The sequence below is a fragment of the Clostridium cavendishii DSM 21758 genome (assembly GCF_900141845.1).
In the GTDB taxonomy this organism is placed as follows: Bacteria; Bacillota; Clostridia; order Clostridiales; family Clostridiaceae; genus Clostridium_AG; species Clostridium_AG cavendishii.
Genome location: NZ_FQZB01000006.1, coordinates 113,451 through 125,909 on the forward strand (window position 1 = coordinate 113,451; position 12,459 = coordinate 125,909).

The following is a 12,459-nucleotide window of genomic DNA, read 5'->3' on the forward strand; positions in this document are numbered from 1 at the left end:
TTGTTTACCAAAAAAGCCCTGTACTTTCGCACAAGGCTTAATTTTAATAATTTGTGATACTATCTAATTAATACTTAAGTAACTTTTACTATTTTTAAAATACCTATATAACTATATCATATATATATATAAATTATTTCATCCTCATTAATTTCCACTAATAAGTGATGGTGATTCAAATTTAACATTATAAATATTTATATCCTTTACGTTACCTTCACATCCACCAGAAAAAGTTATTTTTTCTCCCTTTCTTAAAGTACTATTCCATACTTTAGGAGTTAATATATAACTATTTCCAGAAGCAGTAAAGTTAGCATCAGGAACAGATGTTATCCTTTTAGCAAAATCAAATTTAAGTTTCCAATCTTGTAAATCCGAATTAGTATTATTAGTTACTGTTATTGTAAAATTAGCACCAGAACCCCAATCAGAAGTTACTGCAAATTCTACATTCACTTTCGAATCAGGTAATGATGTAGGCTTACATACAACCTTGACTTCATCACTACTAGTAGTCTTATCCTTATTTATTAAATCTAATCTATAAGTATATTCACCAGCTGATTTACCCTTAATATTCACAGTAACATCTTGTGCTAGTCCTGAAACAGTACCAGTTTTAATTATGCTACCATTCTCTAATAAATTATATGAAGTAGCATTAGATTTAGCTGGAATAGAAAGAGTTACAGTATAATTACCATCATTATTTACTTTATCAACTGAAACTTTTCCTTTAAGTGGTTCATCAATAGGTGGTACAACATTATTGTTAACAATAACTGTTAAATTATTACTTGAGGTAACTTTACTACCATTAGCTAAATCAAGAGCATACATATAACTTCCTGTTGGTTTATTTACAACTTCATATTTTATAGTATTTGCACTTGGATCAACAATTCCACTTTTAACACTTGTCCCATTTTCTAATAATGAATAACTAGTTGCCTTTGAATTTGCAGGTATATTGATAGTTATGGTGTAATTACCATTACTTTGTATAGCGCTACTTGAAATACTTCCCTTTAATGGATAATCATCAGATGGTTGACCTGGATTAACACCATTAAGTGGAAGTGGATTCTTCAAATATCTTTGGGCTTTAGTTATCCACCAATAGTCATCCTGTGGAGGGGACCCAACAGCATCTGTGCTTGAATTAACCCCTGCACCAAACAATATTGAGATTACTCCCGCATCTCTTGTTTCTTCCATATGACCTCCCCAAGTAACTTTATCACCAGATGTTTTTACTTTAGGATCATTTGCAGCATTAGTGCCAAAATAATTTAATCTATTACCAGCCCCTGGACTAAAGGTATCTCCAAAAAAGAAATCTGGAGCAGAATCTTCATAGTATCCTTCTTTATTTGATAAATCATTAAAACTTCCACCATTATATGGGTTAGGTTCATAGGAATGATTTATATGTCCCACTGGAATTTGCCATAGGATAACAGGTTTCTGTGTTTCTTCATGAAGAACTTTGGTATAAAGTAAATAGTTGTTCCAAATATCTGCATTCCAGAACCAAGCTGAGGATTTAGGATCTTGTGCAGCACCAGGTTGATAAGCACCATCTTGTCCATATTTATCTATTGATATAAAATCGGCATTTTGAGATAGGATACCTGCAGACTTATAGAAATCAGCAGTTTGCTTAGCAACTTGCTTTATAAAATTACGACCTGCATCCCATCCAATAAATTCAGTCTTGTGTAATAATCCTTGAGTAGTTATCTCAGTACTATCATAAGACCAAATATTAAATTGCCATCCAAAATATGATTGTTTATAATTCTTTCTAACTATATAGTTAATAGATTCTACAAAACCTTTCACGCTATTTTCAAATTTAGGATCTTTATCCTTTTGTAACACTCCTGATGTATATGCAGCATCAACCACTGCATTTATTTCATTAGGGGCCTTATTAGCAAATTTCATCATATAACCTAAGAAATCAGGTTCAAAAACCATTCCTACAGTTTCATCCTTAGCATATTCATTACAAATATCTAAAAAGTATTTTAAATCTTTATAATAGCCTTCCATATAAGCTTTATCACTTATATGTTTAGCATCTAAATCATAACTTTCTCCCATATCAGGAACATTATAATATACGAAAAATGGGATCATTCCAACTTTTAGAGTTTCCCTAATATAGTTTTTAACTCTATCTCCATCCTCTGACGTCCATGACCTCCATCCTCCAAAAGGGCCACCATTAACATAGATGTATCTAACATCACAACGTTTATTTGTGTCATCATTACTAGTTTGTTTCCAAAAGTTCAAGTCATTATCAGTATCCTCAGAAACTTGTCCAATTGAAAGATAATTAGGCATTCCTGGTAAAGAACCATCTGCATTTTTGACTCTAACACCGATTTGTCTTATATCACCTGTAACTTCATCTATAACTTTGATTCCACTACGACCAGCAGCAATTCCTTGAACAATTAAGGTATCTCCATTAGTTATAGATGCTTTAACTGTAGAAGTGTTACTAGATATAACACTAAACTTTGGATTAGCATTTGCAGTATTTATCATTTTGAAATTGTTTACATTTTGTCCAATAGTCATTTGGCATTGTATGCCTTGATCATCTATACCATTTATGATTATCTTTTGGTTTCCTTCTTTACCTACTCTAACTTGAAGAATATCACTTGAAGTAGTACCATAACTATTTATGAAATCAACACGATAGTTATACATACCAACACTTGTTCTACCAGTAACTTCAAAGACTGCTGTTTGAACACTAGGTGTATTATCTGTTAGTTTTCCTTCACCTATAAGTTTGAATTCACCAGTTGCTCCAAATCTTTCATATACCTTGTAACTCGTTGCATTATTTCCATAATACATATTCATCGTAATAGTATAATTACCATCATAGTCAGTTCCATATTGATTACTTGTCAATACAGGTTTACCTGGTGCCCCACTACTAGCTGCCTTAGCGATTGTAGTCGGTAAAATAGAAAGTACTAATGTGAAAATAATAAGTAATGATAAAAATTTTCTTTTTCTTATCTTTTGACGCATGGTTTTACCCTCCTTCTAATTTATTTCTCACCAATATATTAACATTTTTTATAATGTTTGTTAATATTTCATTTACCAACAAATTATTACTTTTTTTACATAAATAAAAATTTAATCAGAATATTACATATTTTTAGATATTTGACCATAAAGCTATTTAAGCAAAATACTTATTTCATATTCACTATCTTTAAATATATATCAAAAAACTCCATCTATTTTTAATAATTTCCGTTATTCTCTTCCATTTTCCTACTGCTTTGTAGATATATTTTGAATATTTTAAAAATCATACCTATTTATGTAAAATAAGAAGGATTTTACCATCCTATATTGAATACCTTATATGTCAAATAAAAATTTAAAAGGGGGAATATATGTATGAAACTAAAGAATTTAAAAACATTGCTTTTAGGCGCTGGGCTTAGTATTCTATTTTCTACATTTATTAGTAATCCAGTCCAAGTAAGAGCATCTCAACCTGAACCTATTAGTATCCATTCTTGGGATGTGAATAGCACTTCAAGTGGAGCAACATATAATTGGAAAGCTACCACTTCAGATTATTTACCAAATAACATTGAAGGAAAAACCGTGGCAGGAGATTTTGATGGAAACGGTAAAGATGAAATGGCTGCATTCTATGATTATGGCGGAACTCATACTGCTTTACATGTTTTCCGTGCAGATAATTCTGGTATTATGAGATCATCAACAGGATGGGAAGGACAATCCTTTGCAGCTTCAGCTATTACGGGCAAAGTTGTAGCAGGAGATTTTGATGGAGATGGCAAAGATGAAATAGCCGCATTTTATGATTATGGAAATGTAACAACAGCATTATTTATATTCAAAGCAAATAATAATGGTACAAGCTTTACTCCTACTAAGGTTTGGGAATCAAACAATTTTTCAGGTAGTAATGTTGTAGGCGTTGTAGCAGGAGATTTTAATGGAGACGGCAAAGATGAGATATCTCTTATATATGACTATGGCGGAAATGATACTGGAATGTTCGAATTCTCACAGGCATCACAAAATAGCTTTACTGGTAGACTTGCTTGGGAAAGCAAAACTTGTGATGGTTCTAGAGTTAAGAATAAAGTTGTAGCAGGAGATTTTGACGGTAATGGTAAATCCGAGATTGTTATGTTCTATGATTATGGTAATGCAGTAAGTAGTGCATGGACATTAATAAATAATAATGGTTCATATTCATCACAAAAATCTTGGGATTCTTCTAGTTTTGCTGTAAGTGCAATAACTGGTAAAGTAGCTTCAACAAAATATGGGAAAGGTCAAAAAGATAAAATTTTAGCTATTTATGATTATGGTGATGGTAATCAGAAACCTGCTATGTTTAGTTGGCAACAATCTTCTGGTAATAATCTAGCAGTAAAATTAGAATTTAATTTTACTAGTTATGATGCATATAAAATTAATGGACGAGTTGTAATAGGAAATTTTTATGGTAATACTACAAGACTTGCTTGTATGTATGGTGGGACAAACAATTCTTATATGGCGCAAAAAATAATCGCATGTGCAATGTCGCAAATTAATCAAGGTCCTTCACAATATACAAACTGGTTTGGAGTTTCATCTACCACTCCATGGTGTAATATATTCGTTAGTTGGTGTGCATATCAATCAAGCATTTCACAAGATATTATACCAAAAGAAGGTCTTTGTTATAATAGCGCTGTTTTCTATAAAAATCAAGGAGGCTGGCATAATAAAAGAGGTTATACTCCAAAGCCAGGAGATATGATATTCTTTGATTGGTCTAATCGCAGTGATTCGAATCCTGATTGGTCTGGTTCAGCAAGATGGGAGCATATAGGATTAGTTACAAGTGTTTCTAATGGGAGAGTTTACACTATAGAAGGAAACACCTCACATTTAGTACAAGAACATACCTATGATTTAACTAATGCATCTATAATAGGTTATGGCTCTCCTAACTATAAATAAATTGTGAGTTTTTTAATTTAATTAATTTTAATATATTAATTGAACTTCCACTGCCAAGTTATTACTCAATCTTGGCACACATCTAAAAACTCCATTCCTACGAAATCAGCAGGAATGGAGTTTTTTTATTTAGCTTAATATATATTAGATTTTAAATTTGGTTATAACATTCTCAAATTCAGATGAAACATTCATTAAAATATCAGTTTGACCTTTTATCTTATTAATATCTTCTAATTGATTTTCTATACTTGCAGTAACCTCTTGAGATGATGCAGCATTCTCCTCTGAAACTGCAGCGATTTCTCCTATTGAATCTACTAGGACCTTACTACTATTATTCATAGAATCTATAATATTTCCAAATTTTCTTGTAATGTTTACTATTTCCCTGATTGACAGCTCTAACTTTTCAAAGGAATTAGAAGTTATCATTACAGATTTATTTTGTATAGAAACATTATCTGATACATCCTTCATATTATCTGCCACTGTTGTTGTAATATTTTTAACATCTTGAATTATTTGTCTTATAGTATTTGCTTGTTCAGAAGATTGCTCTGCCAGTTTTCTTATTTCCTCAGCAACCACCGAAAATCCTTTTCCTGCTTCTCCAGCTCTTGCTGATTCTATAGCTGCATTTAATGCTAAAAGATTTGTTTGCTCAGAAATACCAGTTATAGTATCAACTATTTTCCCAATACTTTCAGCTTGTCTTATAAGCATTTCTATAGTTTCCTCTATAACCTTAACCCCATCTATGGTCTCACTATTCTTAGCTTTTAAATCATTTATTGCTGAAATGGCTTCTTTATTATTAACTGTCATATCTTCTTTTACACTGTCAAAATTGTTTTTATAAGAAGTTAATTCTCCTAAGGCATTCTTAAAATCTTCAGTTGTTGAAAGAGAATTTTGAAGACTACTAGCTTGAGCTTGAGCACCATTTGATATTGAAGCTACAATATTTGAAATAAAACCTGATGACGTTACTAATTCTTCAGTTTTATTATTCATGTCAGAAGAATTTTCAATTATGCCTAATGAAGAATCTTTTATCGTTGTAACTAACTTTTTAATATCAAGAACCATATTGTTAAAGCTATCAGCTAATTCTCCAATTTCATTGTTAAAGTCAATTTTACATTGTACATTCAAATCTCCCTCAGCACACTTCTTCATATTATTACTTAACAAAATTAATGGATTAACAATTTTATTTGCATTTCTATAAACCAAAACTATTGAAACAATTATGGTTAAAATTGTTAATATAAGCATAACTCTCAAAGTAGTAAATATAGCAGAATTCACTTCCGATTTATCTACTATAACAAATGTATTCCAAGAACTTTTTGGGTTTGACATAGTCAATACTTTTTTATTTTCACCATTGAAGTTTAAATCTACAAACTTAGAATCATTACTCTTTGCCGTTTTAAAAAGTTCAGAAGTACCTGCAAGATTTGCATCCTCAAACTTCTCATCTTCTCCATTTATATCTTTGGTACTTTTACTTCTATCAGGATTTATATTCTTCCCAATAATCTTTTCATCATTTGAATACATTACAATACCTGTTTGGTCAGTTATTATAATCTCACCAGTTTTACCAACTTTAAAATCCTTAAATTTATTAGTTAAAGATTTTAAATTCATATCAACACCTACAACTCCAATCACAGCACTGTAATCGTTTTTTATAGCTTTGCAAGCAGTTATCATATCTTGTTTTGTCGTTAAATCTTTGTATACATTAAACCAAGCTATTTTCCCATCTTTTTCAATAGTTTGTTTGTACCAAGGATACTGAGTACAATCCCCTTGATCTCCATCCACATTTGCCATTATTGTTCTTTTAAACTGATCTGAAAAATACACATTCGTCAGCTCTGTATTTGCTTTACTTGTTTTTCTAATATCACAATTTATTTTGGAACTATCGTCATTATTAGTAGTATTTCTAATGACACTATTTGCTTCCATTTGATTAAGTATCTTTTCGTTTTGTTCAAAAAAATGAGTTATTGTACTATTGATATCTGATGCTGAATCTTTCATATCACTTTCATATTTTTGTGTTGATTGCTTATAAACGTTCGTCCCTGCAACAACAGAAATAAAAATCATAGGTATAATTGCGATTAATAAAACTCTCTTTAATAATTGATTTCTCAACTTTTGTTTTTTTCTTTCTTTTCTCATTTTTTCTCCTTTCAAATTACATATTTTTTAATCTTTATCTATATATATTACATTGTATCATATTTTTTTAAAATTTGATTAACTTTTCCATTAAAGTCAGCACATATATATATTTTTTTCTATAAAACTATAAAATTTTAAATACTCTTTTAAAATTTTATATTATCATTCTATAAACCCAAAAATAATTTACTCAGTCTTATGTATTTTAAAATTTATTATATGCGCTTATAACTTACATAGTTCTCTCTTTATCTTTTATTAATTAACATACTAAAAAAGCCATCGGTTTATCTCACCAACAGCTCTATACCTTATCTTAATTTATATTTTCGTGTTCCCATTCACCTTTATTAAGTTTGTAATAATGATAATCATGACCTTCAATATTCATAGTACCTATTAATTTAAAATCACATTTTTGTATTACTTTATTTGAAGAAGAATTATATGTCCTAGCAGTAGCGTTTAATACCTCAGTATTAGTATTTTGAAAAAAATATTCAATTAATCCTTGCACAGCTTGAGTTGCATAGCCTTTACACGTAAAATCTCTTGAAATAGCATAACCTATCTCTCTATTTGGTGGAGGTAGCTCTTCTTTTAACCCTGAAACAATCCATCCAATAAATTCATTTGTCTCCTTTAATATAATTCCTAATCTCAAAATCTGTTCTTTAATATTAGGAGCAGCCTCAAAAAACTCTCTATTTTCTTTAATGTCATATTTAATTAACCATTCTCTACGTTGCTCCTTTGTTGATATCCAATCAGGTAGAAATTCCTTTACTTTAGGCTGTAAGGTAATATTATATATTGCATCCAAATCCTCCGCTTGAAACTCTCTTAATATTATATCCTTACATTCTATTGTAAAAACAGCCTTTGAATTCGAACCATTAAGGCTTGTACATTTTCCATCACACATAACTAATATCCTTTCTTTCAGTTTTTAAATAAATTTGTCTTGAAATAATTCAGCAATATTGTTTTCTTATATTAAAATATCATCATCTTTTTTACAAATAATACCCAATAATCATTATATATATAATAACATTGAAAACTTCACTAAGATACCTTGTACTTAATTCATAAATAAAAACAAGCCAATCACACTTTTAATGTAATTGGCTTGTTTTTAGTATATCTTGCATTGTATTAGGTAACGGACGAATTGACCCTACCACCTCAAAAATTGCCCAAGTTGATGCTAGCACTTCCATTAAATTCTATCATTATATAATTACATTTTCCCGACATTCTATGTAATATTGAGTACGGTATTACCAATATCCTTTATTCTAGTTTCCTAATTTATCGCAAACTTTAAAATAATGAATAAACTTATATAATATTTATTTAATTATTAAAAATATAACATATTTAGCAATAATATATTCAAATAAATTTGCCTCCACATTAACAACTTTTTTTAACTTGTAAAGTCCTTGACGCATCTGCTTTATTCTCAAGAAAACCTTTTGATTTTAATCTCTTAATAATACCATATACCGTAGCTGTTGAACTTCGTCCAGTAATATCACACAATTCCCTTATAGTAGGAGGATACCCATTAATATTTATAAAATCTTTTATAGCCTTATATATCTCCTCTTGTGAAGGAGTCATGGCATTTTCTTCATAATCAGATTTATTAACATTATATAAAGAAATTGGTCTTTCAAATGCGTTTTTTAGCAAAATCACTCTAAGTTCTTGCTTATCATATACTTTGTAAATAAGCCTGTCATTCCCCAAATAAAGAACATCATCTTTAGAAATATTGAAAACTTCAATATTATCTTTATATCTTTTGGTAAGTTCAATAATTATATCTTCTGTAGAACACTTTTCTAAATTCAAAATATCACCTCTCCATATATAAGTATAGCAGATATAGAACATATGTTCTATATCTGCTATAAAATTTACCATTCCTACAAAATAAAATTCAGAAATATATTCTACTTATAAACTCTATGTTTATCTAAACATCCCTCACCAAATTCTTTTTTCAAATATACCATGTCAATTAATTGCTTTCCACACTCATAAATCGGATTGTCATAATTATCTATAAAAAAATCTTTAATTCTATGAGATTCTATGAATCCACATTTCTTGTAAAAAGGTATTGTTAAGGGGCTGTCGCCTGTTCCTACATACATAGTGTCACAATCATTTTTAAAATATTCAAAAATATGCTGAACTAATTTTTTTCCATATCCATGACCATGTACTTCTTTATAAGTGGCAATATTTTTTAGTTCATAGATTCTATCATCCTCTTTAGTAACTACGCATACTCCTTTTAAATCATTATCATATAGTGCAAACAGAATGCCTCTTTCTAAATATTTATCAATCATATTTTCTTGTTCATCTGCTAATAAAAGTAAATCTAAAAAGTCCTTTTTATTTTCTTTTATTATTTTTATTTTCATTTTGAACCTCCATAATTTAGAATTTGAAATAAATTATACAAAGTCCAATTAGTGACAACTACTCCATGTAAATTCACCAACTTAACACTTTGCATGGAGTAAATGTTTTGTGGATTTACCTAATAACATTAGTTCATCACTTCCCTCCGATTTAAATAAAGCCTGCAATTTCAGTCTTCCTAATTATTTAAGAACAAACTATAATCTAATATCAAAATAAATCTATATAATATTACAGCATTATCATAACTGATTCTAACTTTTTTCGTGATAAATTATCCTCAATCATTTCTTCTAATGATGAATGTATTAGTAACCCATATCCACTTTCCGCATAAATTTTACCACTTCTGCTTATATAAATTTCTAAAGGATAATAGTATCCAACGGTGCCCACTAATAATACATCTTCATTAGCAACTTTCCTTACACTTAATTCATTTTCTCTAAAAGAATGTGGATATATTTTAAATTCAAAATCTGCTGCATAATATGGATACTTTATTCCATCTTCAATATCTAAATACCATTTAGTAGCTAATCCATAGTACTTTTTATAGAACTCTCTTGCTGCCTGAAATAACTCAATATTATGTTTTTTATAAAATTTTTCTATATTTGCTATATCAACGTTTCTTCCTTTATAAAATCCTGCCATACCAAGCATTGTTTGCACCTTTTCATGTATATTGCCATTCAAAAGTACTCTTTCATTAATTAACATATTATTTTTATTTTCAAACCAAGATTCACATTCAAACTCATTCCAGCTGAATTCTACTCTGGAGCATTTAAAACTTAAATTACTATCTACTAATTCTTCTCCACACATCCCCAAAATTGTAACTATATCGATATCAAGATTATATACAATATCATGCACTTTATATATATTATGCTCATTAAGTTTAATATCTGGTGTAATAGTCTTTATACATATATTTTTAAATACATTATTAAAATCAAAATCCACTTTTGCATCATACAAATATACTACTGCTTCACCTGTATGCATACTTATATTATGAAAATTATTTTTATCTTCTTTTCTTACATCAAATCCATTAGAAAAATAAAGTGCGATATATTTTTTATTTATTATAATTCTATCAATAGTGTTCATTTCCAATATTATTGTTTTATAATCATAAGAAGTATACTTCCATTTACTATTATTGTTATACACAAGTTTTTCCACCCTTCTTATATAGTTCATAAAAATTATAAACAAAATACCCCTTACAATATTTCATTTTTAAAATCTAAATATTCTTTCGTCAACTCTTCTAACAAAGCTATAAGTATAATTATCAAAATATTTTCCCCAAAATCTTAAAGCAGTTGGATTTATTGTTTCACAATCTACTCCTATTCTTTTTATTCCATCCTTCTTTAAAGTTTCAATAACAAAGGAAAGCAAACTCTGATATATATTTTTCCCACGATAACTCTCTTTCAAATAAGCTCCACATATATGCAAATAGTCTTCCTCTTCTGTAATAAATGTCTCGCCACTATTTGTAATTTCCAAATATCCTATAATATCTAATTTATCTCTGGCAATAAAGAATCGTGAATTTCTATTTATACATCTTTCAATAAATTCATTTATAGTAAATTCCTTATCATACAAATATGTTGGACTATTTTTCATATGCCTTACCAAACCATTTTTTAATGAAAGTAAACAAGCAGCTTCATTATAATGTATTTCCTCATAGGAGTAATCTTTATTTACCTTAACCTTCAAAGGTTTGTCAACATTTCGTATTCCATCACTACACCTTATACCAAATCCATTCATTGTCAAAGATTTAATAATTTCATCATCATGGCCATATACACAAATAGCATAGCTAAAAATCTCTTCTTTAATCATTTCCTTTGATGCATGTTGGAATAAAAGTGACACTAACCTACCTCTATCTTCCTCGCCATAAGCATTTGCATATAGTGGTGAGAAAGAGCCTTTTACATTTCCAAATTGCCCGTTGATGCCTCCAATGAAGCTTAAATAACCTAATACATTACCTTTATCAACAGCTATTACGCCACACTTTCTCTTAAAAATATCATAAATCAAACCAGTTAAAGTATCTGTATAATCTTTTTCATATAAAGCGTCTATATATTTTTGCTCAATATCATATTGTTTTTTAGCAAGCCTAACTGCATCTTCTATATATTTTTCATCTAACCTATCAAATATCATTTTTACCTCTCCTACTAATATAAATTTTTTATGATGCTTCTATATTAAAATTATTACTTTTAAATATAGAAAATTTAAATATAAAAATACCTTGAAATAGGTACTAAGAACTATTCCAAGGCTAATAAACTTATATCAATAATAGAAGTGAAATATAACTCTATTAAATAACCTTAATTTGGAATAGTCGCACGTATATATTTAATAAAACATTATTCTTCTTCATCGCAACCACTCCTTTCAAAATTATATACTTAATATACCATATATGGCTTATTAACTCAAACCTAATCTTCTAAATTTCTCCTTCTACACTTACTTTTTTATTAAAGTTAATAATTTACTAGTAAATTTAAATTTACAAAATCGTAAATCATAGAATATTTATTTCAATTGTAACTTATAATTTCCTTTATAATCTTAAAAAATTATTATTTACTTCCTCATAAAATATAAGCACGTTGTAAAAACTTCTATTCTTATTCATGATACAATTTATAGTATATATTCCATGTTAATTATTTAAACTTCGACAATATTATTGAAAATAAGTCA

General features: G+C 28.8%; 8 protein-coding genes. 1 reads left to right on the forward strand and 7 read right to left on the reverse strand.

What is annotated here, in order from left to right; genetic code table 11:
* Positions 1 to 147: 147 nt before the first annotated feature.
* Positions 148 to 3,066 (reverse strand): cellulose binding domain-containing protein, encoded by a 2,919-nt coding sequence (locus tag BUB01_RS06355; RefSeq protein WP_072985865.1) that lies wholly within the window; start codon positions 3,064 to 3,066, stop codon positions 148 to 150.
* Positions 3,067 to 3,447: 381 nt separating this feature from the next.
* Between BUB01_RS06355 and BUB01_RS06360 the strand changes: the two genes are divergently transcribed.
* Positions 3,448 to 5,040 carry an FG-GAP-like repeat-containing protein gene (locus BUB01_RS06360; protein ID WP_072985866.1) on the forward strand — a complete coding sequence of 531 codons (1,593 nt, stop codon included), beginning with the start codon at positions 3,448 to 3,450 and terminating at the stop codon, positions 5,038 to 5,040.
* Between the two features lie 144 nt (positions 5,041 to 5,184).
* Here the strand turns inward: BUB01_RS06360 and BUB01_RS06365 are convergent, their stop codons facing one another.
* The 6 genes from BUB01_RS06365 to BUB01_RS06390 all read right to left on the reverse strand — a co-directional run bounded on the left by BUB01_RS06365 (position 5,185) and on the right by BUB01_RS06390 (position 11,904).
* Positions 5,185 to 7,245 carry a methyl-accepting chemotaxis protein gene (locus BUB01_RS06365; protein WP_072985867.1) on the reverse strand — a complete coding sequence of 687 codons (2,061 nt, stop codon included), beginning with the start codon at positions 7,243 to 7,245 and terminating at the stop codon, positions 5,185 to 5,187.
* 319 nt (positions 7,246 to 7,564) lie between these two features.
* On the reverse strand, positions 7,565 to 8,173 hold the full coding sequence (locus BUB01_RS06370) for a GNAT family N-acetyltransferase (protein WP_072985868.1): 609 nt from the start codon (positions 8,171 to 8,173) through the stop codon (positions 7,565 to 7,567).
* 494 nt (positions 8,174 to 8,667) lie between these two features.
* The gene (locus BUB01_RS22700) at positions 8,668 to 9,111 is read right to left on the reverse strand and encodes a LexA family protein (protein ID WP_159433212.1); all 444 of its coding nucleotides are present in this window, start codon (positions 9,109 to 9,111) and stop codon (positions 8,668 to 8,670) included.
* A gap of 101 nt (positions 9,112 to 9,212) precedes the next feature.
* Complete coding sequence (locus tag BUB01_RS06380) at positions 9,213 to 9,692, reverse strand: GNAT family N-acetyltransferase (protein WP_072985869.1); 480 nt, start codon at positions 9,690 to 9,692, stop codon at positions 9,213 to 9,215.
* A 232-nt stretch (positions 9,693 to 9,924) separates the two neighbouring features.
* Positions 9,925 to 10,878: an SUKH-3 domain-containing protein gene (locus tag BUB01_RS06385; protein ID WP_072985870.1), complete on the reverse strand. Its 954-nt coding sequence runs from the start codon at positions 10,876 to 10,878 to the stop codon at positions 9,925 to 9,927.
* A 69-nt stretch (positions 10,879 to 10,947) separates the two neighbouring features.
* Entirely contained in the window at positions 10,948 to 11,904 is a 957-nt protein-coding gene (locus tag BUB01_RS06390) for a GNAT family N-acetyltransferase (RefSeq protein ID WP_072985871.1), read from the reverse strand.
* Positions 11,905 to 12,459: the final 555 nt, after the last annotated feature.

Excerpts from the sequence above, each read along its gene's own strand:
- BUB01_RS06355 (WP_072985865.1), bottom strand. The coding sequence starts at position 3,066 with ATGCGTCAAAAGATAAGAAAAAGAAAATTTTTATCATTACTTATTATT.
- BUB01_RS06360 (WP_072985866.1), top strand. The coding sequence starts at position 3,448 with ATGAAACTAAAGAATTTAAAAACATTGCTTTTAGGCGCTGGGCTTAGT.
- BUB01_RS06365 (WP_072985867.1), bottom strand. The coding sequence starts at position 7,245 with ATGAGAAAAGAAAGAAAAAAACAAAAGTTGAGAAATCAATTATTAAAG.
- BUB01_RS06370 (WP_072985868.1), bottom strand. The coding sequence starts at position 8,173 with ATGTGTGATGGAAAATGTACAAGCCTTAATGGTTCGAATTCAAAGGCT.
- BUB01_RS06380 (WP_072985869.1), bottom strand. The coding sequence starts at position 9,692 with ATGAAAATAAAAATAATAAAAGAAAATAAAAAGGACTTTTTAGATTTA.
- BUB01_RS06390 (WP_072985871.1), bottom strand. The coding sequence starts at position 11,904 with ATGATATTTGATAGGTTAGATGAAAAATATATAGAAGATGCAGTTAGG.